This is a genomic window from Pseudolabrys taiwanensis (genome assembly GCF_003367395.1).
GTDB lineage: Bacteria > Pseudomonadota > Alphaproteobacteria > Rhizobiales > Xanthobacteraceae > Pseudolabrys > Pseudolabrys taiwanensis.
In genome coordinates this window covers 3282758-3306714 of record NZ_CP031417.1, presented here as the reverse complement: position 1 = coordinate 3306714, position 23957 = coordinate 3282758, and the positions used below count along the sequence as shown (strand labels likewise).

Annotated in this window: 22 protein-coding genes; 11 read left to right on the top strand and 11 right to left on the bottom strand. The window is 64.7% G+C overall.

Annotation, left to right across the window (positions count from 1 at the left end; genetic code table 11):
* Positions 1-98 precede the first annotated feature (98 nt).
* From DW352_RS15775 to DW352_RS15745, 7 genes are all read left to right on the top strand, one after another.
* Positions 99-968, top strand: coding sequence for an alpha/beta fold hydrolase (locus DW352_RS15775; protein ID WP_115692234.1), 870 nt, complete (start codon positions 99-101; stop codon positions 966-968).
* Positions 969-992: 24 nt separating this feature from the next.
* The gene (locus DW352_RS15770) at positions 993-1811 is read left to right on the top strand and encodes an SDR family NAD(P)-dependent oxidoreductase (protein ID WP_115692233.1); all 819 of its coding nucleotides are present in this window, start codon (positions 993-995) and stop codon (positions 1809-1811) included.
* Between the two features lie 275 nt (positions 1812-2086).
* Positions 2087-3295, top strand: coding sequence for an ABC transporter substrate-binding protein (locus DW352_RS15765; RefSeq protein ID WP_115692232.1), 1209 nt, complete (start codon positions 2087-2089; stop codon positions 3293-3295).
* Between the two features lie 144 nt (positions 3296-3439).
* Positions 3440-5323 (top strand): ABC transporter permease, encoded by a 1884-nt coding sequence (locus tag DW352_RS15760; RefSeq protein ID WP_115692231.1) that lies wholly within the window; start codon positions 3440-3442, stop codon positions 5321-5323.
* On the top strand, positions 5320-6084 hold the full coding sequence (locus DW352_RS15755) for an ABC transporter ATP-binding protein (protein ID WP_115692230.1): 765 nt from the start codon (positions 5320-5322) through the stop codon (positions 6082-6084). The genes DW352_RS15760 and DW352_RS15755 overlap by 4 nt, the downstream gene beginning before the upstream one ends.
* Positions 6085-6089: 5 nt before the next feature.
* The gene (locus DW352_RS15750) at positions 6090-6803 is read left to right on the top strand and encodes an ABC transporter ATP-binding protein (protein WP_210210003.1); all 714 of its coding nucleotides are present in this window, start codon (positions 6090-6092) and stop codon (positions 6801-6803) included.
* 123 nt (positions 6804-6926) lie between these two features.
* Entirely contained in the window at positions 6927-7391 is a 465-nt protein-coding gene (locus DW352_RS15745) for a MarR family winged helix-turn-helix transcriptional regulator (protein WP_115692228.1), read from the top strand.
* Between the two features lie 39 nt (positions 7392-7430).
* Here DW352_RS15745 and DW352_RS15740 read toward each other — a convergent pair whose 3' ends face one another.
* The 9 genes from DW352_RS15740 to DW352_RS15700 all read right to left on the bottom strand — a co-directional run bounded on the left by DW352_RS15740 (position 7431) and on the right by DW352_RS15700 (position 18015).
* Complete coding sequence (locus DW352_RS15740; RefSeq protein WP_115692227.1) at positions 7431-9692, bottom strand: xanthine dehydrogenase family protein molybdopterin-binding subunit; 2262 nt, start codon at positions 9690-9692, stop codon at positions 7431-7433.
* Positions 9693-9823: 131 nt separating this feature from the next.
* Positions 9824-10300 carry a (2Fe-2S)-binding protein gene (locus DW352_RS15735; RefSeq protein ID WP_115692226.1) on the bottom strand — a complete coding sequence of 159 codons (477 nt, stop codon included), beginning with the start codon at positions 10298-10300 and terminating at the stop codon, positions 9824-9826.
* Positions 10301-10442: 142 nt separating this feature from the next.
* Entirely contained in the window at positions 10443-12785 is a 2343-nt protein-coding gene (locus DW352_RS15730) for a xanthine dehydrogenase family protein molybdopterin-binding subunit (protein ID WP_115692225.1), read from the bottom strand.
* Positions 12782-13639, bottom strand: a complete 858-nt coding sequence (locus DW352_RS15725) for an FAD binding domain-containing protein (protein WP_115692224.1) — start codon at positions 13637-13639, stop codon at positions 12782-12784. The genes DW352_RS15730 and DW352_RS15725 overlap by 4 nt, the downstream gene beginning before the upstream one ends.
* A 205-nt stretch (positions 13640-13844) precedes the next feature.
* Positions 13845-14678, bottom strand: a complete 834-nt coding sequence (gene nadC / locus DW352_RS15720; protein ID WP_115692223.1) for a carboxylating nicotinate-nucleotide diphosphorylase — start codon at positions 14676-14678, stop codon at positions 13845-13847.
* A gap of 23 nt (positions 14679-14701) precedes the next feature.
* Positions 14702-15430, bottom strand: a complete 729-nt coding sequence (locus tag DW352_RS15715) for an ABC transporter permease (RefSeq protein ID WP_115692222.1) — start codon at positions 15428-15430, stop codon at positions 14702-14704.
* Positions 15431-15435: 5 nt separating this feature from the next.
* Positions 15436-16185 carry an ABC transporter permease gene (locus tag DW352_RS15710; protein WP_115692221.1) on the bottom strand — a complete coding sequence of 250 codons (750 nt, stop codon included), beginning with the start codon at positions 16183-16185 and terminating at the stop codon, positions 15436-15438.
* Entirely contained in the window at positions 16182-16982 is an 801-nt protein-coding gene (locus tag DW352_RS15705; protein ID WP_245434128.1) for an ABC transporter ATP-binding protein, read from the bottom strand. The genes DW352_RS15710 and DW352_RS15705 overlap by 4 nt, the downstream gene beginning before the upstream one ends.
* A gap of 43 nt (positions 16983-17025) precedes the next feature.
* Entirely contained in the window at positions 17026-18015 is a 990-nt protein-coding gene (locus DW352_RS15700; protein ID WP_210209844.1) for an ABC transporter substrate-binding protein, read from the bottom strand.
* A gap of 501 nt (positions 18016-18516) precedes the next feature.
* On the opposite strand from DW352_RS15700, the gene DW352_RS15695 reads away from it, so the two are divergent.
* The 4 genes from DW352_RS15695 to DW352_RS26850 all read left to right on the top strand — a co-directional run bounded on the left by DW352_RS15695 (position 18517) and on the right by DW352_RS26850 (position 22304).
* Positions 18517-19752 carry a flavin monoamine oxidase family protein gene (locus DW352_RS15695; protein ID WP_115692218.1) on the top strand — a complete coding sequence of 412 codons (1236 nt, stop codon included), beginning with the start codon at positions 18517-18519 and terminating at the stop codon, positions 19750-19752.
* A 101-nt stretch (positions 19753-19853) separates the two neighbouring features.
* The gene (locus DW352_RS15690; protein ID WP_162826993.1) at positions 19854-20801 is read left to right on the top strand and encodes a PIG-L family deacetylase; all 948 of its coding nucleotides are present in this window, start codon (positions 19854-19856) and stop codon (positions 20799-20801) included.
* A gap of 145 nt (positions 20802-20946) precedes the next feature.
* The gene (locus tag DW352_RS15685) at positions 20947-22098 is read left to right on the top strand and encodes an acyltransferase family protein (protein WP_115692216.1); all 1152 of its coding nucleotides are present in this window, start codon (positions 20947-20949) and stop codon (positions 22096-22098) included.
* Between the two features lie 32 nt (positions 22099-22130).
* Positions 22131-22304, top strand: coding sequence for a hypothetical protein (locus DW352_RS26850; protein WP_162826992.1), 174 nt, complete (start codon positions 22131-22133; stop codon positions 22302-22304).
* Positions 22305-22319: 15 nt separating this feature from the next.
* Here DW352_RS26850 and DW352_RS15680 read toward each other — a convergent pair whose 3' ends face one another.
* Both DW352_RS15680 and paaG read right to left on the bottom strand, forming a co-directional pair.
* Positions 22320-23138, bottom strand: coding sequence for an aspartate dehydrogenase (locus DW352_RS15680; RefSeq protein WP_115692215.1), 819 nt, complete (start codon positions 23136-23138; stop codon positions 22320-22322).
* Positions 23135-23935, bottom strand: a complete 801-nt coding sequence (paaG, locus tag DW352_RS15675; RefSeq protein ID WP_115692214.1) for a 2-(1,2-epoxy-1,2-dihydrophenyl)acetyl-CoA isomerase PaaG — start codon at positions 23933-23935, stop codon at positions 23135-23137. The genes DW352_RS15680 and paaG overlap by 4 nt, the downstream gene beginning before the upstream one ends.
* Positions 23936-23957: the final 22 nt, after the last annotated feature.

The window sequence follows — 23957 nt, the reverse complement described above, 5'->3', positions numbered from 1 at the left end:
ACGTTGCGCGAGAATTTACGGATGCGTCGGATGTGACAGGCTTTACTCCCGTTCATTTGTGTGCAAACAATTATTGGCCGGAAAAACAGGGGACCTGAATGCCGCATATCAGCGCGCGCGACGGCACACGCCTCTATTACGAAGAGGCCGGGCAGGGGACGCCGATCGTTTTCGTTCACGAGTACGCCGGCGACTGGCGCACTTGGGAGCCGCAGATGCGGTACTTCTCGCGGGCGCATCGCTGCGTCACTTTCTCGCAGCGCGGTTATCCACCTTCGGACGTGCCCACTGACGGCGCAAAGTATGGGCAGGACATCGCCCGTGACGACGTCATCGCGTTGATGGACGCGCTGAACATCGACAAGGCCCACATCGTCGGTCACTCCATGGGCGCCTCGACGGCGCTGCATGTCGGCATCCATCACCCGCAACGCTGTCTCTCGGTCACCGCGGCAAGCTGCGGCTACGGCTCGAGCCCGGATATGAATTTCGTCGAACAAGGCCGCGCCGCATCGCGCGAGACGGCCAAGATGTTCGAGACCGTCGATTTCCCCACGGCCGCCGCGCGTTATGCCGATGGTGCGACGCGGCAGACGCACAAATACAAGGATCCGCGCGGTTTCGCTGAATTCGCCAAGATGCTGGCGGAGCATTCGCCCGTCGGTCACGCGCTCACGATGCGTGAATTGCAGGCCAAGCGTCCGTCGTTGTGGGAGATGGAAGCCCAGCTCAAGGCGTTCGCGCCGCCACTCCTGATCATCGTCGGAGACGAGGACGACTGGTGCCTCGATCCCAGCATCTTCCTCAAGCGCACGGTCCCGACCGCTGGTCTTCTCGTCATTCCGCGCTCTGGCCACACCATCACCAGCGAGGAGCCAGCCGCGTTCAATGCCGCGCTGGCCGACCTTATCTCGGCGTCCGAAGCCGGCCGTTGGATGTCGCACCGCGCGCCGGTCAAACAGAATTAGTCAGCTCAAACGGAGAGTGTTGTCATGGATCTTATGCTGAAGGGTAAGACTGCAGTCGTCACCGGCGGCAGCGAAGGCATCGGTAAGGGCATCGCGCGTCTGCTCGCCAAGGAAGGCGTCGACGTCGCGATCTGCGCGCGCCGCAAAGAGCCGCTGGAGGCGGCGGCCGCCGAACTCGCCAAGGAGACCGGCCGCAAGATCATTCCGATCACGGCCGACCTGCGCAGCGACAAGGACGCCAAGGCGTTCATCGAGGCGGCGCACAAGGCGCTCGGCCGCATCGACATCATGGTCAACAATGCCGGTTCGGCTGCCGGCGGCGTGATCGAGCATCTCACGGAAGACGATTGGGAAAAGGGCCTGCAGCTCAAGTTCATGGGCTACGTGCGCTGCCTGCGTTACGTGCTGCCGATCATGCGCGCCCAGGGCGGCGGCCGCGTCGTCAACCTCATCGGCAACGACGGCGTGAAGCCCTCGTATTGGGAAATCTGCCCCGGTGCCGCCAACGCCGCCGGCCAGAACCTGACGATGTCGCTCGCCGGCCAGTACGGCAAGGACAAGATCACCTTCGTCGCGGTCAACCCGGGCCCGGTGCGCACCGAGCGTTGGGCCGGCCTCGTCGACGCCATGGCGCGCGATATGAAGATCTCCCGCGAGCAGGCTGATCAACTCGCGCCGGCCTCGATCCCCGTCGGCCGCATCGCCGAAGTCGACGAAGTCGCTTCGCTGGTCGTCATGCTGGCGTCGCCGCTGATGGAGATGGTCAACGGCACCATGATCGAGATCGACGGCGGCCAGGACAAGCCGCTGATGGATCGCTTCCGCGACAAGCCGCTCGGCTAGTCGCGGCCGGCACGCCATTGGCCCCGCTCGTCCCCGCGAAAGCGGGGGCGAGGCGTTGGACTCCCGCTTGCGCGGGAATGTCCGGAGCGAGCGGCGTCTTAATCGCGTAAAAATGCGGCATCGGTTGCCGCGATGCTTTGCTTGACAGTTACGAGGTGCAGTCGGACTATTTGCGTACAAACAAGTTCGCCAGCCGGAGGCGACAGAACATCCTAGACTGATCAACTCGCAGGCCCGTATCACAGTGCGCGGACCGCCACGCAGGGGAGTTTGTCATGAAGCCTCATCTGTTCTTGCTCGCAATGGCCGGCCTTGCCGCCGCCGGCCTTGCCGCGCCCGCTTCGGCGCAAGACACCATCAAGATCGGCGAGCTCAACAGCTACAAATCACAGCCGGCCTTTCTCGATCCCTATAAAAAAGGGCTCGAACTTGCCGTGGAAGAGGTGAACGCCAGCGGTGGCGTCCTCGGCAAAAAACTCGAAGTCGTCATGCGTGACGACGGCGCCAATCCGGGCGAAGCCGTGCGCGTTGCGGAAGAGCTGGTAACGCGCGAAGGCGTCGTCGCCATCGCCGGCACGTTCCTGTCGCATATCGGTCTCGCGGTCACCAACTTCGCCGGCCAGAAGAAGGTGTTCTTCCTCGCCGCCGAGCCGCTGACCGACAAGATCACCTGGCAGAACGGCAACAAGTACACCTATCGCCTGCGTGCCACGACCTACATGCAGACGGCGATGCTGATGCCGGCCGCCATCGCGGCGAAGAAAAAGAAATGGGCGCTGGTCTATCCGAACTTCGAGTATGGCCAGTCGGCAGCCGAGAACTTCAAGGCGCTGCTGAAGAAGGCGCAGCCCGATGTCGAGTTCGTCACCGAGCAGGCGCCGCCGCTCGGCAAGGTCGATGCCGGCGCCGTGGCGCAGGCGATCGACGACGCCAAGCCGGACGCCATCTTCAACGTCCTGTTCGGGCCCGACCTGACCAAATTCGTGCGTGAGGGCAACACCCGCGGCGTGTTCAAGGACCGCGTCGTGGTGAGCCTGCTCTCCGGCGAGCCCGAATATCTCGATCCGCTCAAGGACGAGGCGCCGGTCGGCTGGATCGTCACGGGTTATCCGTGGGACAAGATCACCACGCCCGAGCACAAGGCATTCCTCGCCGCGTATCAGAAAAAGTACAACGACTATCCGCGCCTCGGCTCGATCGTTGGCTACTCCACCATCAAGTCGATGGCGGCCGGCATCAACAAGGCGAAGTCGACCGACACCGACAAGCTGGTCGAAGCCTTCAAGGGCCTGAAGGTCGACAGCCCGTTCGGGCCGTTCGAATACCGCGCCAGCGACCATCAGGCCACCATGGGCGCCTTCGTCGGCAAGATTGCGCTCGAAGGCGGCAAGGGCACCATGACGGACTTTAAGTATGTCGACGGCGCATCCGTTCTGCCCAGCGACGAAGAAGTGAAGAAGCTGCGTCCGGCCGACGCGAATTAGTTTTCTGATCCCTCCCCTGAAAGGGGAGGGTGGCTGCGAGCAAAGCGAGCAGCCGGGTGGGGCATCCTCTTAACTTGAAAATCCCCACCCGGTCGGCGTCGCCGACCACCCTCCCCGAAGAGGGGGAGGGATAAGAACCGAACAATGACCCTCAACGCTCTCCTCTTCCAGGCGCTCAACGGCCTCTCCAGCGCGTCCGGCCTGTTTTTTGTCGCGGTCGGCTTGTCGCTGATCTTCGGCGTCACCCGCATCATCAATATCGCGCACGGGTCCCTGTATATGCTCGGGACCTATGTCGCCTATTCGCTGGTGACCAAGATCGGTGGTGCCGTCGGCTTCTGGGGCGGCATCGTTCTCACCGCCGTCATCATCGCGGTGCTGGGGGCGCTGATCGAGATCCTGCTGCTGCGGCGGATCTATCGCGCGCCCGAACTGTTTCAGCTCCTCGCCACGTTCGCGCTGGTGCTCGTCTTCAACGACGCGGCGCTCTATATCTGGGGTCCGGAAGACCTGCTTGGTCCGCGCGCGCCGGGCTTGCGCAACGCGATCGAGATATTCGGCCGGCGGCTGCCGAGCTACGACCTCTTTTTGATCTTCGTCGGGCCGGCGGTGCTGATCATCCTGCACTTCGCGCTGGCGAAGACGCGCTTCGGCCGTTTGATCCGGGCGGCGACGCAGGACCGCGAGATGGTCGGCGCGCTCGGCGTCAATCAGGCGATCCTGTTCACCTCCGTGTTCGCGCTCGGCGCGGCGCTCGCTGGGCTCGGCGGCGCGCTGCAGGTCGCGCGCGAGCCTGCCAATCTCGCGACCGACTTGGTCGCCATCGGCGACGCCTTCGTCGTGGTCGTGGTCGGCGGCATGGGTTCGATCACGGGTGCGTATCTCGCCGCCGTCATCATCGCCGAGGTGAAGGCGCTGTGTATCGGCCTCGGTGTCGTCGATTTCGGTTTCGTCACCGTGAACTTCTCCAAGTTCACGCTCGTTGCCGAATTCCTCGTGATGGCGATCGTGCTGATCGTGCGGCCTTACGGGCTGCTCGGCAGGCCACAAGGGCCGGTGCGCTCCATCGCCGAGCCGGAGGATCCGATCCGGCCGGCGACGCCGATGCTCAAGGTGCTCGGGGCCGTGATTCTGGTGCTGCTGTTGTGTCTGCCGTTCCTGGCGCAGGGCTCGCCTTATATCGTCGTGTTGGCCATCGACGTGCTGATCGCCATTATTTTCGCAACGTCGCTCCACTTCATCATGGGGCCGGGCGGCATGCATTCGTTCGGCCACGCCGCCTATTTCGGCTTGGGCGCCTACGGCGCGGCGCTGCTGGTGAAATGGTTCGCGGCACCGATGGGCGTCGCGTTGGTCGCCGCCCCTGTCGTTGCCCTCGTCGGCGCGTTGCTGTTCGGCTGGTTCGCGGTGCGCCTCTCGGGCGTCTACCTCGCCATGCTGACGCTCGCCTTCGCCCAGATCGTCTGGGCCGCCGTCTTCCAATGGGAAGCCCTCACCGGTGGCTCCAACGGTGTCATCGGCGTCTGGCCGAAACCGCCCTTCGATCAGGCGTGGGTCTTCTTCCTGCTCACGCTGGCGTTGGCGGTGATCGCGATTCTGCTGTTGCGGCGCTTCCTGTTCGCGCCCTTCGGCTATGCGATGCGCGCGGGCCGCGACTCGCCGCTCCGCGCCGAAGCCATCGGCATCGACGTGAAGCGCGTCCATTGGCTCGGCTTTGCCGTTGCGGGCTGCATCTGCGGCATCGCCGGTGGCCTGTTTGCCTTCGCCAAAGGCTCGATCTCACCCGAAACCATCCATGTTGGCCGCTCCATCGACGGCTTGGTGATGGTGCTGCTCGGCGGCATCCAGACCCTGACCGGACCGATCGTCGGCGCCTCGGTTTTTGCGATGTTGCAGGACACCGTAATGCGCCAGACCGAGTATTGGCGCGCGTTGCTCGGCGGCATCATCCTGGTGCTCGTGCTCGCCTTTCCGCAAGGCATCGTCGGCGCCATCAATGCCCTTGTCAGCAAGAGGCGTTCATCATGAGCGTTCTTGCCATTCGCTCGCTCAGCAAGACCTTCGGCGGCGTGCATGCTGTCAACGAGGTGTCGTTCGAGATCGGCAAGGGGGAGTTCCTGGCGCTGATCGGCCCGAACGGCGCAGGCAAGTCGACCTGCTTCAACATGATCAACGGTCAGCTCAAGCCAAATTCGGGCGAGATCCTGTTCGAGGGCAAGAACATCGCCGGCCTCGAACCGCGCGAGATCTGGCGGCTCGGCGTCGGCCGTACGTTCCAGGTGGCGGCGACGTTCGGTTCGATGACGGTGGTCGAGAACGTGCAGATGGCGCTGATCTCGCACGCGCAGCAGACTTATCGTTTGTGGCGCCCGGCGGCGTCGCTGCACCGGGAACGCGCGATCGAGCTTTTGGCGCAGGTCGGTATGCAAGACGCGGCCGATCGGCCGAGCCGCGAGCTTGCTTATGGCGACGTCAAGCGTATCGAGCTCGCCATAGCGCTCGTCAACGATCCGCGCCTGCTGTTGATGGATGAGCCGACGGCCGGCATGGCGCCGCGCGAGCGCAACGATCTGATCGCGCTGGTCAAGCGCCTAGTGTTGGAACGGGGTATCTCGGTGTTGTTCACCGAGCACTCGATGGATGTCGTGTTCTCTTACGCGGATCGCATCATCGTGTTGGCGCGCGGCCGTCTGATCGCCGACGGCACCGCAGCGACCATTCGCGAGGATGCCAAGGTGAAGGAAGTCTATTTCGGCACGGGCAAGACTTTTCAGGTGCACGCGCCATGACCGCCATGCTCACCATCGAGAACCTGAGCGCCTGGTACGGCGCCGCGCGCATTCTGTTCGATCTGTCGTTCGAGGTCGGCCGCGGCGAGGTGGTGGCACTGATGGGCCGCAACGGCGCCGGCAAGACCACGACCATGAAAGCGATCATGGGTCTCGTCGATCGTCAGGGTGCCGTGCACTTCAATGGCGACGACATTTCGCGCAAGCGTCCGTTCGAGATCGCGCGGCGCGGTCTGGGCTTCACCCCGGAAGACCGTCGCATTTTCGCGGATCTGACGGTGATGGAGAATCTCGACATCGGCCGCCAGGCGCCGCGCGCATTTCCCGACGGCACGCCGGCCCCGGTCTGGACGCCGGAACGGCTGTTCACGCTCTTTCCTAATCTCGGCGAGATGCCGAACCGGCCGGGCGGCCGTATGAGCGGTGGCGAGCAACAGATGCTCACGGTCGCACGCACCCTCATGGGGAACCCGCTCCTGGTGCTGCTTGACGAGCCGTCGGAGGGCGTCGCGCCGCTGATCGTGGAGCAGATGGCTAACACCATCGTCGAACTGAAGAAGGAGGGCCTGTCGATCCTGCTATCCGAGCAGAATATTCATTTCGCGCAGCTGGTGTCCGACCGCGTGTATGTGCTCGAGAAGGGACAGATCCACTGGCAGGGATCGATGGAGGCGCTGGCCGCCGATCAGGACGTGCAAAAAGCTTATCTGACGGTCTAAAGGCGATGGGCGGCGGTTTCACGTTTTCCCCGCGCGGGACAAAAAAGGACTTTCGCGGCGCGGGGATTCCCGTCATGATTTGCCGAGGCGTGGAAATACACGCTTAAAGGGAAATTTCTGAAAATGCCGCGTGACAAGCTCAAGGTCTTGGGGACCCCGCAGGAGGCGACCGAGGCCGTCCGCTATGTGCTCGACGAGCAGATCGGCTTCTTGTTGCGCATCGCCGTGCAGCGTCATACTGCGATCTTCACCAGCCGCATGGTGGAAGGTCTGACCCAGACGCAGTTCGCGGCGCTGGCTAAGCTGCACGAGGTCGGACCGTGCTCGCAGAACCATCTCGGCCGCCTCATCTACCTTGATGCCGCGACCATCAAAGGCGTCGTCGATCGGTTGGGCGTTCGCGGTTTCGTCAGCGCCTTGGCCGATCCTAAGGACCGCCGCCGGCGCGCCGTTGCGCTGACGGATCGCGGTCGCGCCGTCACCGAAGAGGCGATGAAATCGGCCGGCGACATCAGTGCCGTGACGCTCGCGCCGCTGACGGCAGAAGAGCAGCGCATGGTGGCGCGGCTGCTGAAAAAGCTGGGCTAGTTCGCTGCTGTTATGCCGTCCGCTTTCGCGGACGATGCGTTATCGATTGATGATCGCCTTCAGCCGCATGGGCGTGATCGGCAACTGCGTCACGGCGCCGGGGCGGCCGAGCGCGTCGTCGATCGCGGACGCGATCACCGCGCCGACGGGATTGGTGCCGCCTTCGCCGGCGCCCTTGAGGCCGAGCGGATTGAGCGGGCTCGGCGCGTCCTCCGACAACAGCACGGTGGATTGCGGCACTTCGTGCGCGGTCGGCATCAGATAGTCCGCGAAGGTGACGGAGAGCGGCTCGCCGGCCTCGTCGTAGAGGAATTCCTCGTACAGCGCGCCGCCGAGGCCTTGCGCCAGGCCGCCGACGATCTGCCCTTCGACCAGCCTCGGATTGACGGCTTTGCCGACGTCGTACGCCATCAGATAGCGCTCGATCGTAACGCCGCCGGTTTCGGCGTCGACCTTCACCGCCGCGACATGGACGCCGTAAGGATAGACCATGTGCGTGGACTCGAAGGTGTCTTCGACGCTCAGGCCGTCCGGCAGTTGTTGCGCCAGCGCGGCCAAGGTCATTGATGGACCCGTGCCGTCCGTGCGCACGATCTCGCCGTTGACGATGTCGAGCTTGGCCGGCTCGGTCTGCATCAAGGGCGCGGCGGCTTCGAGCGCCTGCTCACGAAGTTTGCTGGCGGCAAGGCGCGTGGCCTCGCCGCACATCACCGTGACGCGCGAGGCGAACGCGCCCATGCCGCGCGCGATGCGGTCGGTTTGGCCGTGGATGACGTCGACGGTCGCGTAATCGACGCCCAAGGTTTCCGCGCAGATCTGCGCGATCACCGTCTCGACGCCCTGGCCGACGGAGGCGACGCCGGTGACGACCTCGATGCCGTTCGGCTTCACCGTGACGCGCACCGTGTCGAAGGGGCCGAGCCCGCTCTTCTCGACGAACATGGCGACGCCGAGGCCCACCCTCTCACCCTTGGCGCGGCGCGCCTTGGCGTCGGCCTGTAGCGCATCCCAGCCAGCGGCCTTCAGCGCCTTGTCGAGGAGCAGGGCGTAGTCGCCGGAGTCGTAGACGATGTGCGTGCCGAGCGTGTCGAGGCCGAGCGTGTAGGGCATGGCGCTCTTGGCGATGAGATTGCGGCGGCGGATTTCGACCTTGTCGACGCCGATCCTCTCGGCGATCGCATCCATCAGCCGCTCGCGCACGAAGGTCGATTCGTAGCGGCCGGGCGCGCGATAGGTGCCGCAGGGCGTCTTGTTGGTGAGCCGGATATGGCCGACGGCGCGATAGGCGGGCACGCGATACGGCCCCGGCAGCATGGCGGCGGCGAGATCGGGCACCGTCGCCGCGTGCGTGCGCATATAAGCGCCGTTGTCGTGGAAGAACTCGTTGTCGATGCCGAGGAGGCGGCCGTCCTTGTCGATGGCGGCGCGGATGCGGTGCGTCTGCTGGCGCGAGTGGTTGGCCGAGATCAGGTGTTCGCGCCGGTCCTCGATCCATTTGATCGGCGTCTTGAAGTGCAGTGCGGCGGCGCAGACCAGCACGTCCTCGGGGTAGAGCTCGCCGCGGATGCCGAAGCCGCCGCCGACGTGCCCCTCGTAGAGCTGCACCGAATCCAACGGCCGGCCCAGCATGGTGGCGAGGTTGGCGCGGTTCCAGTGCGGCACCTTGGCCGCGCCGTGCATCTCCAGTACGTCGCGCGCTTCGTCGTAGCGGCCGATGGCGCCGCGCGTCTCCATCATCACGCCGCTATGGCGGCCGATCGACAGATCGAGCGCGACGACGGCATGCGCGTTGCGGAAGGCGGCGTCGATATCGCCGTAGGACTTACGCAAGACGTCCGGTTCGGTGAGCCGCTCGCCCTCGAACACGCCCGGCGGCACCGTCGCGCTCATGATCGGATCGAGCTGCTCGATATCGAGCTCGACCGCGTCGGCAGCGTCTTCCGCCGCATATTGATCGGCGGCGAAGACGACCGCGACCGGTTCGCCGACATAGCGCACGACATCCTTCGCCAACGCGTATTGGCGGTAAGGCTCGAGCGACTTCAGGCCGGTGAGACGAAAGCCGATAGGCGGAATATGCGCGATATCGGGATAGGTCCACACTGCGTGCACGCCGGGCATCGCCAGCGCAGCCGCCGCGTCGATGGCCCTGATGCGGCCGTGTGCGACCGGCGAGCGCACCACGCGCATGGTCCACTGCCCTGGAAACGACACGTCGGCGGCGAACCGCCCTTTGCCGGTGAGCAGCGGCCGGTCTTCGCGGCGGGCAACCGAGCGGCCGATGAATTTATTCGAGCCCATCACAGAGTCTCTCCGTCATCCTGAGGTGGCTTCGCGAAGCGAAGCCCTCGAAGGATGAACGGCCCCGGCCGTCGCCCTTCGAGGCCCGCCTTCGGCGAGCACCTCAGGGTGACGGGACAAGGGCCAAACCATCACTTACGCATCTCTTGGGCCGCGGCGCGCACGGCCTTGATGATGTTCTGGTAGCCGGTGCAGCGACACAGGTTCGACGACAGCACGTCAAGCAAATCCTCGTCGCTGATGTCGGGTTCGCGCTCGAGCACGCCGACCGCGAGCATCAGGAAGCCGGGCGTGCAGAAGCCGCATTGCAGGCCGTGGTGGTCCATGAAGGCCTGCTGCATCGGATGAAGCTCCTCGCCTTTGGCGAGCCCTTCCACCGTGCGGATCTTCTTGCCTTCAGCCTGGCCGGCGAACATCAGGCACGAGCGCACCGGCGCGCCGTCGACGATGACGGTGCAGGCGCCGCAGACGCCGTGCTCGCAGCCGATATGCGTGCCGGTCTGGCCGCAGTCCTCGCGGATGGCATCGGCCAAGGTGCGCCGCGGCTCGACCTTGATCGCGTGATCGCGGCCGTTGATGTTGAGGGTGATGTCGATTTTGTCGGTCATTGGAGTAAGCCTGTCGCAAAACCCACGGCTGTCATGCTCGCGCAAGCGGGCATCCAGCAAACGTCGGCGTTTGTCGTGACGTGAGGTCGGTGGGTACTGGGTCCCCGCCTTCGCGGGGACGACGTCTCAAATCGGGACGCGCTCATGCTTTCGCTCCCATCTGCCGCAATGCCGCGCGGACGCGCTGCGGCGTTGCGGGCATTTCATCGATGACGACATCGAAGGGGCTGAGCGCGTCGTTGATGGCGTTGATCACCGCCGCCGGCGCGCCGATCAGGCCGCCTTCGCCGAGCCCCTTGGCCTTGGTGATCGACTCCGTCGATTCCGTTTCGATGTGGTGCAGTTCGATCGGCGGGATCTCGTGCGCCGTCGGCGGCAGGAAGTCGGCGAGCGTCGCGGTCAGCGGCGCGCCCTGATCGTCGTAGATGATCTCTTCCAGCAGCGCGTTGCCGATGCCTTGCGCCACGCCGCCGTGCACCTGACCGTCAGCGATCATCGGATTGATGATCTTGCCGGCATCCTCGGCGACGACGAACTTCTCGACCGTGGTGCGGCCGGTCTCGATATCGACGTCGACAATGGCGACATGGCAGGCATTGGAGAAGGTCCCTGGCGGATCGTAGGTGCCGGTCTCGGTCAGGCCGGGCTCGATGTCGCCGAACCGATGCGTCTGCGTGTAGGCCTCGCGCGCGATCTTGCCGATGGCGATCGAGCGATCGGTGCCGGCGACTTTGGCGTGACCTTGCTCGAGGACGATGTCGTCGGGCGCGGCTTCGAGCAGATGACTGGCGAGCTTGATAAGCTTGGCGCGCACTTTGCGCGCCGCGATCAAGGTGGCACCACCCGAGATGACCAGCGAGCGGCTGGCGAAGCTGCCAAAGCCGTAGGGCGCGCGGTCGGTGTCGCCGTGGATGACCTTGATCACGGAGGGGTCGACGCCGAGTTCGTCGGCGATGATCTGCGCCAAGGTCGTGCGCAGGCCCTGGCCGTGCGGTGATGCGCCGATGCGCGCTTCGATGAAGCCGGAGGGGTCGACGGTGATGTGCGTGATCTCCCAGCCGGGCGTGATGCCCATGCCGCGCGCGGCGAAGGCCGGGCTACCGTAGCCGGTGCGCTCGGAGAAGGTGGCCAAGCCGATGCCGAGATAGCGGCCCTGCTTGCGTGCCTCCGCCTGCCGCTTGCGGAACGCCGGCAGGTCGATCGCCCGCGTCGCCATCTGCAAAGTCTGTTTGTAGGTGCCCTCGTCGAACTTGAGGCCGGCCGCCGAGGTGTAGGGAAAGTTATCGATCAGGTTTCGAAGCCGAATATCGACCGCGTCGAGGCCGAAGCGGCGGGCCGCTTTGTCCATCAGCCGTTCGAGAGCGAAGGTGATGGTCGGACGCGAGACGCCGCGATAGGGCGCCATGGTGCAGGTGTTGGTGATAATGCCGCGGGCGCGGCTGTCGTATTGCCGGAAGTCGTATGGCCCTGGCATTTCCGCGAGCGCCATCAGCGGCTCGACGCCCGAGGTGGTCGGGAAGCACGAATAGGCGCCGATGTTCGACACGATGTCGAATCGCAGCGCGAGGAGCTTTGCGTCCTTGTCGAAGGCGCCTTCGAGCGCGAGGTACTGATCCCGCGAATGAAAGGACGCGATCAGGTTTTCGCGCCGGTCCTCGGTCCAGGCGACCGAGCTCTTGAGCTTCTTCGCCAGCCACACCAGCACGACGAATTCTGCCGAGAGCGACATCTTCTGGCCGAAGCCACCGCCGACATCGGGCGCGATCACACGCAGGTCCGATTCCGGCATGCCGAGCACGTCGGCGATCGCGGTACGCATCAGATGCGGCATCTGCGTCGTGCAGGTGAGCGTCACGCGGCCGGTCGCGGCATCGTAAGCCGCATGCGCGGCGCGCGGCTCCATCGGCGTCGCGTTCTGCCGGCGCGAGCGGGCATCAACCTTGACGATCGTGTGCGCGGTCTTCCAGACGTCGTCGAACTCCGGCGTCTTGATCTTGCCTTCGAGGATGACGTTGCCGGGCGCTTCCTTGTGGATCTGCGGTGCGCCGTCCTTCAGCGCGTCCAGCGCATCGATCAGCGGCGTTGCGTCGCCGATGGTGAGCTCGACTTCGTCGGCGATGTCCTCGGCCTCCTCTTCGCTCGCCGCCACTACGGCCGCGACCGGCTCGCCGACGAAACGCACCTCGCCGTCCGCCAGGACCGGCTGGCCGATCGGCTTGTACGCGAATTTGTGCAGCATCGGGGTGATCGGCTTCACGCCCTTCAGGTCGCCTGCCGTGATCACCAGCGTGCCGTCCGGCGCTTTGATGCTTTCGATCTTGCCGGCGGCATTCGGGCTGCGCACGAAACGCACCCAGTGCGCCGCGGGCAGGTCGGCGGTGAACCGTCCCTGGCCGGTCACCAGCGCCGGGTCTTCCACGCGCCGCATCGCTCGGCCGACCCAGGTCAGGCCGGAGCCTTTGGTGTGTGCATCGCGCGCGCTCATGCTTGCGAGTGCTCCAGCGCGCGGCGCACCACGGCGCGCACGAGGTCGCGGCGATACTCGGCCGTGGTCTGATGATCTTCCATCGCATCGACGGCGTTGGCGGCTGCTTCGGCCGCCGCGCGGAAAACGGTGTCACTCGGCGCCTTGCCGGTGAGCTCGGCTTCAGCCTCGGGGATGCGGCGGGGGTGAGGCTCGGCGCCGCCGACGCCAACATGAACATCGGTCATGAAGCCGCCGTCGAGCCGGTAGGTGACGAGCGATGAACTCATGGCAAAGTCGCCGGCGCGGCGGCTGAATTCGTAGAAGCCGAACTTGGCGTCGGGCGCGAGCAGGGGCAGGCGTACTTCGGCGAGGAGTTCGTCCTCCTTCAGTGCCGTCGTCATGATGCTATCGAAGAATTCGCTGGCGGGGATGAGCCGCTCGCCACGCACGCTTTTGGCCACCATCGTGCCGTCGAGCGTCGTGGCCGTGAGGCACCACTCCGACGACGGGTCGGCATGCGAGCAGCTGCCGCAATAGGTGCCGCGCATGCGGATCGGATAATGCGCGATGTGGCGTGCGACGTACGCGAGCAGGGCGCCGAGCGGATTGTCGACGACCGGCTTGTGAAACGCGCCGTGACGCACGCGCGCGCGGATCGTCAGCGTCTTGCCGTCGCTCGATATCTTGTCCAGGCCCTCGACTTCATTGATGTCGACGAGATGCGCCGGCTTGGCCAGTCGGAAGGCCATGATCGGCACCAGGCTCTGGCCGCCGGCCAGGATGCGCCCGTCCTCGGGCGCGACCTCGGCGAGGATCTTCACCGCTTCGTCGAGCGTCTTCGGTACGTGGCGGATGAATGGAGCAGGTTTCATGGCTTATGCCTGTATTGTTTTCAGAGAGTGCCACGAACGCAGGAGCGCCCCGTCTCCCCTTGGGGGAGAGGATTGGGGAGAGGGGTTTAAGGCCTCGCAATTTGGCTCCCCCTCTCCCGAGGCGCTCCGCGCGTCGACCCCTCCCCCGAGCGGAGAGGTGAAGCCGAGCGAGCGGCGCGGGCGTTCTGCAACACAAATCATCACATCACGCCTCATCCAAACCAATATCGACCGCCGGCGAGCCCTGGATCATCTTGCTCGACGAGATGAAGTCCACGCCCGTTTCGGCAATCGCCCGTACCGTGTCGAACTTCACGCCGCCCGACGCTTCCAGCGGAATGCGGCCGTCGACCAGCTTCACCGCCGTGCGCATGTCCTCGAGCGACATGTTGTCGAGCATGATGACGTCGGCCTTGGCCGCTAGCGCTTCCTTCACCTGTTCGACGCGGTCGCACTCCACCTCGATCTTCACCAGTGACGGTGCGCCGGCGCGGGCGCGCTCGACCGCCTTGGCGATGCTGCCGCAAACGGCGATGTGGTTGTCCTTGATCATGACGCCGCTATCGAGGCCGAGCCGGTGGTTGGCGCCGCCGCCGCAGACGACGGCGTGCTTCTGCAGCGCGCGCAGGCCGGGGGTCGTCTTGCGCGTGTCGATCAGCTTGGCCTTGGTGCCTTTGATCGCGTCCATCCAGCGCGCGGTCTCGGTCGCGATGCCGGAAAGATGCTGCACGAGGTTGAGCGCCGTGCGTTCGACCGTGAGCAGGCTGCGGGCCTTACCCTTCACCTTCAAGAGGGTGGTCTTATCGGGCACGCGGTCGCCATCCTTGACCACGACCTCGATCGTGAGGCTGGGATCGTAGCGGCGGAAGCACGCGGCGGCGACCTCGATACCGGCGACCGCGATCGGCTGGCGCGCATTCATGTTGAAGGCACCGGTCGCGTCAGCATCGATCATGGTCAGGGAGGTGATGTCGCCGTGGCCGATATCCTCGGCGAGCCAGAGGTCGATCAGGCGATTGGTGAGATACAGGTCAAGCATAGGGCCGTCCTTGTCGTTTATTCTTAGCGCGGGATCGCGCGGTCGATGACGAGCAGCAGTGCATTGGCGGCAACGGCGAAAACCGACAGGAATACCGCCACGGCCATGATCGTGGCGATGTCGCCCAGGCCCATAGCGCTGTTGATCATGAAACCCAAGCCGCGTTTCGAGGCGAACATCTCGCCGATGAGCACGCCGAGGAGGCTGAGCGAAAAGCCGAGCCGCGCGCCCGCCATGACCTCCGGCAGCACAGCGGGCAAGGCAATGGTCGCGGCCACTTGGCCGGGCGACAGGCGCAGCGCCCGCGCGGTACGCAGATAGACCGGCTTGATGTGCATGATCGCTTTCATGGTGAAAAGCGCGACCGGGATCAAGCCGTGCATGGCGCCGAAGGCAACCTTGGCCGACATGCCAAGGCCGAAGCAGAGCAGCACCAGCGGATACAGCGTCACCTTCGGCAGCGAATAGAGCGAGATCAGGATCGGCTCGGAAACCGTGCCCGACGTGCGGTTGAGGCCGAGCAGGGTGCCGATGCCGACGCCGCCGATAATCGAGATCACGAGGGCAAGGGCGAAGGCTTGACCCGTTTCGGCGACGTTGGCCCAGAACTGTCCGGTGCGCATGAGCGCGCCGAGTTTTGCGAAGGTGTCGGCCGGCGAGGTCAGCGTGGTGTCGCCGGCGATCATGTGAAGCACCTGCCAGACGGCAAGCAGCGCCACGATCAGGATGAGGAAATCTCCGGCCTTGCGCATGACGTTCAGCGCCGCAGCCGCGCTTGCAGCCGCCGGTCGACGGCGTCGAGCGCCGTGTTGGCGGCGACGGCGACGATGATGACGAGCAGCATCAGGCCGTACATGCGCGGATTGTTGAAGTTGTTGTAGGCATAGGCGATGGCGTAGCCGATGCCGGCGCCCGAGAGGATGAATTCGGAGGCGATGACGCCGATCAGCGAATAGGCGAAGGTCAGCTTCACGCCGGTGAATAGGTAAGGCGCCGCCGCCGGCAGGTCGACCATGACGGCGCGCTTCGCCGGGCTCATGCGGAACACGCGTGCGGTCTTGCGCAGCACCGGGGGGATGCGGTCGAGCCCGGTGAGCGTCGCGGTGATCATGGCGACGATCGACAGCAGCACGGCGATGGCGATGATGGCCTGCGTGCCGACGCCGAACACGACGATGAAGATCGGATAGAACATGAAGGTCGGGATGGCGTAATAGCTCGCCAGCAGCGGCTCGACCGCATGGCGCACGCGCGGCAGCGCATGAATGACGGCGCCGAGGGCGAAGCCGAGGACGCTGGCGATCGCCGCCGACAACAGCACATTGCGCAAGGTCGACAGAATGTCGTCGTTGAGTTCGCCCACCTGGAGGATGTGCCAGAGGCTCACGACCATCTCGGACGGCGCCAGCAGCACGGTGCGGTGAATGAGTCCGGTGCGGCACAGCGCTTCGAGCGCCGCGATGGCGGCGGCGACGATCAGGAGCCGTATCCAGCCCTCCCGCGTCATGGCGCCGACCCGAGACTTTTGAGCGATTCCGCCCGCAGTTTTTCCCAGAGGCGTGCCGTGATGGCGCCGAAATGGGCATCCGAGACGATGCGGCTGTCGCGCTCGCGCGGCCAGCCGGTGGCGACAAAGTCGATGAAGACGCCGGGGCGGGCCGACATCACGCCGACGCGGTCGGACAGCATCGCCGCCTCGTCGAGCGCGTGGGTGATCAGCAGCACCGTCGCGCCGGTTTCGCGCCAGAGGCGGAGCAATTCGTCGCCCATGAGGAGCCGGGTCTGCTGGTCGAGCGCGCCGAACGGCTCGTCGAGCAGGATCAGCCGCGGCTGTAGCACCAGGGTGCGGGCGATGCAGACGCGCTGGCGCATGCCGCCGGACAGCTGCGAGGGGTAGGCATTGGCGAAATCGCGCAGCCCCATGAAGCCGATGGCGTAGTCGACACGCCGGGCAATCTCGGCGGCGTCAACGCCGGCGCGGCGCAAACCGAACGCGACGTTATCGCGCACGGTGAGCCAGGCGAAGGAGGCGTCTTCCTGGAAGACGACGCCAACGCCGTCGGGCACGCCGCGGATCGCCTTGCCCTCGAACTCAACCGTGCCGTCCGTTGGGACGGCAAGGCCAGCGAGTACATCGAGCAAGGTCGACTTGCCGCAGCCGGATGGGCCGACCACGGAGAAGAACTCGCCCCGTTCGAGCGTGAGATCGACCGGACCGAGCGCATGCAGCTTGGTGCCGGACGTGCCGGCACCGTAAATGCGCGTGACGCCCGTCAGCCGCGCGTGAACTTCCGGAGCTGGCATCGCTGACGGATACTTTGGGGCGACGGCGGCCCTGGACATGCGGTTAGAGCTTACGCTGCAGATCGGCCGGCAGGAAAGACTGGTCGATCAGCTTGCTCCAGTCGATCTCGCCTTTGACCTCGCCGATGAGCCGCAGGCCATCCACCGTACGCTCGAGCTCGGCACGATCGAAATCGCCGAGGCTCCACATCTTCGGACCGATCATGTTGTCCACCGCGACCTTGGCCACGGCCGGATCGAAGTTCCACATCTTCTGCAGGACGGCAGCCGCCTCACCCGGGTTGGCGTAGATCGCTTCCACCGCGGCGCGGCGCCCGGCGATGATTGCCTTCAGCTTGTCGGGATGCGCCTTAGCGAACTCGCGCGTGGTGATCCCGACCGAGGTCGTCATCGGCGGCAGCACATCCTTGGCGGCGAGCACGGTGCGATAGCGGTCCTTGCGGATGATCGACAAAGGCTCGATCAGGCCGGCCGCCGACACCGCGCCCTGTTCCAGCATCGTCAGAGCGGGCGGATAACCGCCGGCCGCGACGCGGGTGATCTTGGCGGGATCGATGCCCTTCGCCTTCAATTCCATCAGAAAGATCATTTCCGACGACGATTTCGGCGAGGTGATCGCGACTTTCTTGCCGACGAGGTCGTCGATCGTCTTGATGTCGGAATTCGGCATCGTCACCAGCGAAGACTCGGCGACGGTGTGCGTGCCCACATTGACGATAATGAGATCGAGTCCGCCCTGAGCCGCTGCGGCGAGCGCGGCGGGGAGTGCTACCTCGCCATAGGGCGTGGCGCTCGCCAGGATGTTGCGGACGGTCGTACCGCCACCGGCCGAGCCGATGATGCCGGTGATGTCGATCCCGGCCTTTTTGAAGAGACCTTTGTCCATGCCCACAGCGAAGGGCGCGCCATAGAGGCTCTGCCCCCACTGGGTCACCGAGATTTCTTCAGCGAATGAAGGGCTTTGCGCAAGACTGCCGGCGACAAGGGCAATCAGGCCGAACTGGCGGAGCATCGGGAGCGGAAGGAGGGGCATCGATTTCACCTCTGTGAACTGGACATGGCGGAGTATGCGCCATGCGCCTCGACATTGCCTCGCCTTTCCCGGTCGGCGATCGTTTGTACTCAAATGAAAACGCTGGCGTGACCGACTGTCAAGGGTTCTAGCGGAGGCACACCGCTGAATATCGCGCCACATCCATGGGCAGCGGCCGGAAGCCTGCCGCAGCGCGTCATGACAGTTCTGTCGAACCTGCTACCATCACAAAAAAAGAAGGTCGTGGGAGAAACGCCGCTAAGGAGGGTGGGAATGACCGTTCTCTTGATTGCACTGGCGTCGATTGGGGTGGTCTGGGCGTGTGTGCTGCTGATGGCGCCCATGCTCGGGTCTGATCACTAACAAGAACAAAAGCACTTCGCGCTGGGAAGGCGAGGCTGTGCTTCATCCGCATGGCCGGATGAGGCGTGTCCTGCCCTCGCATATCCGCGCGCGAGGGCTTATGTGCTTCGGATCGAGTCCGGAGTTGCATTCACCGATATGTCTAAAGACGATGTTGAAGTCGCCGTCATTGGCGGCGGGGCCGCCGGCATTGCCGCCGCGAAGCGACTGCACGAGGCGGGCGTTGATTGTCTTCTGATCGAGGCGCGGGATCGCCTCGGGGGACGCGGCTTCAGTTGGCAACTGCCGGACGGCACAAGGATCGATCTCGGCTGCGGCTGGTTGCACTCCGCCGATGAAAACCCGTGGAGCGAACTCGCTGCGCGCCAAGGCCGCACCATCGACAAATCGCCGCCGCCTTGGACCAAGCCCTCGCTCGAGATCGGATTTCCGCGCCAGCAACAGCAAGACTTCACCGAAGCGCTGCACGCCTTTTATCAGCGTCTCGAAGCTCTGGCGCGTCAGGGCAAGGATGTGCCGGCGTCGGCCGCGCTTGAGCCCGGCAACCGATGGAATGCGCTGATCGGCGCGGTCGGCACCTTCATCAGCGGTGGCGAATTGCACCGCGTATCCGCGCGCGATTTCGATAATTACGCCGACACCGACGTGAACTGGCGCGTGGTCGAAGGCTACGGCACGTTGATCGCCGCGCATGCCAATGACGTGCCGGCGGCGCTCGATTGTGCCGTGCGACGCATCGATCATTCCGGCAAGCGGCTCCGCGTCGACACCGCCCGCGGCACGATCACTGCCGACAAGATCATCGTGACGCTGCCGACCAGCGTCATGGCGGCCATGGATGATCTCTTCTGGCCGGTGCTGCCGGAGAAGATCGAGGCGGCACGTAACCTGCCGCTCGGGCTGGACGACAAGCTCTTCATCGCACTCGAGGGTGCCGAGGAGTTCGAGCCCGACAGCCGGCTGTTTGCCCACACGGATCGCGCAACTGCCGCTTATCATCTGCGTCCATTCGGGCGGCCGATGATCGAGGCTTACTTCGGCGGGGAATTGGCGGCAGAGCTTGAGGTTGGCGGGGCGGCCGCGTTCTACGATTTCGCGGTCGCGGAGCTGACGGCGGCGCTCGGCGGTGCTTTCGCCGCACGGCTCAAGCCGATCATCGTTCATCCGTGGGGCACGGATCCTTATGCGCGCGGCGCCTATTCGTTTGCCCTTGTCGGCAAGGCGCATTGCCGGCAAGTGCTTGCTGCGCCGGTCGATGACAGATTGTTCTTCGCCGGTGAGGCGTGCTCCGAACACGACTTTTCCACGGCGCATGGTGCATATCGAACTGGCGTCGCCGCTGCGGAGCAGGTGCTGGTCGCGCGTCAACGGTAACGGGTTAAGCCGCTGCCTTACCTCGGCCAACATCCTGTTCGACGTAGCAGCCTCGACACAATCGTTCGATGACTCACCATTGCTTATTCGGGGGCGGGGGAATGATCGTTACGCGCTCGTTTGCGGCAGCTTGTCTTTCAGTGGCGGTGTTGAGTACTGCGCCGGTATTTGCCGACGAGGTTCACCGGCCGGACAAGGTCGCCTTCTATTTTGCCGCGCATGAAGACGACTGGCAGCTGTTCATGAACCCGTCCGCCTTTCAGGACGTGATGGGCGGCGCGGCGAAGACCGTGTTCGTCTACATGACGGCGGGTGACGACGGAGCGGGCCTCGGTAGCCGAGGGCGCAAGCATCCGTACTATCTTGCGCGAGAGAACGGGGCCGAGCAGGCTGTGCGCTTCATGGTCGACACGAGCGGGCAGCCGGTCGACAAGGAGGTTTCGCATACGCCGTTCAACGGCCATCCGATTTATCGCATCGCTTACCGCAACACCGTGAGCTACTTCCTGCGGGTGCCTGACGGACATTGGTCCGGTGAGGGCTACTATGAGACCGGCTTCCAGTCGCTGCAGCGGCTGAATACCGGCGCCAGCGGCACCCTGCGGGCGATAGACGGTTCGGCCACTTACAGCGGTTGGAGCGATCTCACCAAGACATTGCGCGCACTCATCGATTTCGAACGGGGCCAAGCGGCTCAGGTGCAGCTCAATGTTGCCGAGACCGACGTGCGCATCAATCCGCAGGACCATTCCGATCACATCATGACGGCCAAGGCCGCCCTCGATGCGGTCGAGGATCTTGCCTGCGTGCAGCGCGCCTATTACGTCGATTATGCAAGTTCGAAGCTGCCGGAGAATTTGACGGCGCTGCAGCGGGATATGGAGAGCTCGGTGTTCGCGGTGACGCTCGCGGGCATCCTGGCTTACGATCATCCGGCCAACTGGCACCACTACGACACCTCGTTTGTCGGCCGGAACTATTTCCGGATCAGCGCCGGCAATGGAAGCTGCGCGCCGCGTACGCACACCGCCGCTGCCGGCGGTAAGTAGTTCCGATCACGCGCTCTGACTGTGGTTTCGCACCGCTGCACTTGACTCAGGTCAAGTACACGGCCGATGCCGCGCCTAAGTTTGGCAACCATTTCGCCGTTGACCCGTTCTCTAGCGAACCCCTGGCGCAAAATGGCGGCCGTCCATGCGCTACGTCGAACTGCCTCTCGATGTGCAGACTCGCCGCGTTGCTTCACTCGACGCGCTGCGTGGGTTTAATTTTATTTGGATTCTCGGCGGCGAAGGCGCGATTTTGGCGCTAGCGCAGATGTGCCAGGGCAAATCAGGCCCACTCGATGCCTTCGGCAATTTTCTGCATACGCAAATCAGTCACGCGGAGTGGGAAGGCTTCACCTTCTACGATTTTGTCTTTCCGCTGTTCATCTTCATCACCGGTGTCGCTATCACGCTTTCGCTGCCGCGGCTCGTCGAGCGCGAGGGCCTTCGCGGCGCCTATATGCGCATCGTGCAGCGGTCGATCGTGCTCTACGCGCTCGGCGTCATCTACTATGGCGGCATCGGCAATCATTGGGCGGACGTTCGCCTCTTGGGAGTCTTGCAGCGCATTGCGATCTGCTACCTCGCCGCATCGCTGCTCTTCTTGCATCTGAATTGGCGTGGACTGCTCGCAACGGTCGTCGTGTTGCTCGGCGGCTATTGGGCGCTCATGACCTTCGTGCCGGTGCCTGGCATCGGCGCTGGCTCCTTTGCGCCCGACGCCAATCTCGCCAACTGGATCGATCGCAACTATCTGCCCGGCCGGCTGTGGGACGGCACGCGCGATCCGGAAGGGCTGCTGAGCACCTTGCCAGCGGTCGGCTCTTGCCTCATCGGCGTGCTGTGCGGGCTTGTCCTCAAGGACGAGCGGCTGACGGCACAAGGCAAGTCGTTCGTTCTCATCGGCGCGGGTGTCGTTATGCTCGCCGCCGGCTATCTCTGGTCGCTTCAGTTCCCGCTCATCAAGGCGCTGTGGACGTCGTCGTTCGTGCTGGTTGCTGCCGGCTGGAGCGCGATCTTGCTCGGCATTACGCATCAGATCGTCGACGTGTGGGGCTACAAGACCTGGGCGACGGTGCTCACCTGGATCGGCGCCAACGCCATTCTGCTCTATTTCATCAACGGCATCGTCGGCTTCGAGCCGCTCGCCCGCCGGTTCGTCGGCGGCGATCTGGCGGCCTCAATCGATGTGCTGCTGACACCAGGCGCCGGGCGTCTGCTGTCGCACATGGTGGCGCTCGTCTTCGTCGTGGCGCTGGCCGGCTATCTCTATCGGCGCAAAATATTCCTGCGGGTTTGATCTGAAGACGAGGTTTGTAGCGGAGGTGTTGTATGGATTCGGATGTCCTCGAAGCATTGAAAGACGCAGCGGACGCGATTGATTTTTCCCGGCCGTCCAATGCGGAGCATGCCGCCGAGCGTGCGCGCGAAGACACGGCGACGCGGCGCCGCGAATTCGCGACGCTGATGCGCTCGATCAAATCGATGGTGCGGGAGAGCGCGTGAAGCCTACGCGCTTCGTCAGCTACCGACCTTGAGTTCCGAGACGAGTCCACGCAGCGCCGCGATCACCGATGGCGCGACGCTCTTGCCCGTGCGCGGATTTTCCGACGGTATGCTCTCGATAGTCATCGAGAGGCGCATAGCGTCGGAGTCGACCGTGATGGTGTGCGTGTTACGCGTCACGGTCGGATCGGCCCAGATTTCGAGCTGGGTACGGTCAGGACCGACGCCGGCAAGACTCAAGGCGGCCGCGACATTGACATTGGCGGGGAAGCCGATGGCGCCTTCACGCGCGGTGCCGTCGAAGATCTTGCGCGGCTCCTTCAGCCCTTCGAGCGAGACGCTGCGCTCGACGAGATAGGGCGCACCCTCCAGGCCCTTTGGCGGCTTGCGGGTGACCATCTTCACTGAGTGGATGGTTCCCTCGGCGGCCGCGCGCACGGCGTCGAGGCCGAGCAGTGCGCCGGTCGGCACCAGGATGCGCGCACCCTTTTCCTTGGCCCGGGTGATGAGGTCCGGGTTCTTCAGAAGCTGCGCCACCGACAGCGGCATGAAAAGCCGCCCTTTGTCGATGGTGGCGACCGCCACCTCGCGGAACAGCGCCGGCGGCAGGCATTCCACGACGACGTCGCAATCGTCGGCGAGAGCGGACATCGAGCGGAAGGCGATCAGGTCACCAAGCTGTGGTAGGGCGCGGCGGGCCTTATCGGCGTCGCGCACGGCAACGGCGGTGAGTGTCACGCCTTCGATGACGCCATCGATCAGGCGCCGCGCCACATCGAGGCCGACGGCGCCGAGGCCGGCAATGCCGACGCGCAGGGGAGTCTTGCTGGTCATTCGCTCTTTTTCCGTCCAATGAAGTTCGGTTTCCGCTTCTCCATAAAGGCGCGGACGCCTTCCGCATAGTCCGGATTAAATCCAGCCTGGCGCTGCAGGTCCCGCTCCAAATCGAGCTGCGCGTCGAGGGTATTGGTGGGCGAAGCGGCGAAGGCCTGTTTGATCAGTGCGAGGCCGGCCGTTGGCGCCTTGGCAAACTGCGCACAAAGCTTCTCGGCCTCCGGCAGCAAGGCGGCGTCGTCCACGCATTTGTAGATGAGGCCCCAGTTCTCGGCCTTTTCGGCTGAGATCGGTTCTGCCGTCAGCGCCAGGGCGCGGGCGCGAGCCTCGCCAATGAGGCGCGGCAGCAACCAGGTGCCCCCGGAATCGGGCACGAGCCCGATACGCGCGAAGGACTGAACGAAGGTCGCGGCCCGGGCCGCGAGCACAATGTCGCAGGCGAGCGCGACGTTGCAGCCGGCGCCGGCGGCGACGCCGTTGACGGCGGCGATTACGGGGAAGGGCAGGGCGCGCAGCTTGCGGACCAGCGGGTTGTAGTACTGCTCGAGCGTGACACCGAGCACGATCTTCTCGCCGGGCTTGGCCACCCGGTCGGCAAGGTCCTGACCGGCGCAGAAGCCGCGGCCGGCGCCGGTGATGAGAAGCGCGCGGCAGGTTTCGTCGGCTTCGGCGGCATCGACGGCTTCACGCAGCGCCGCATGCATCGCGTCATTGAACGCGTTGAGCTTGTCGGGCCGGTTCAGCGTGATGACACGGTAACCATCGCGCTGCTCGGTGAGGATCGGTGAATCGGACATCGAGAAATCCCGGGGCGGTATC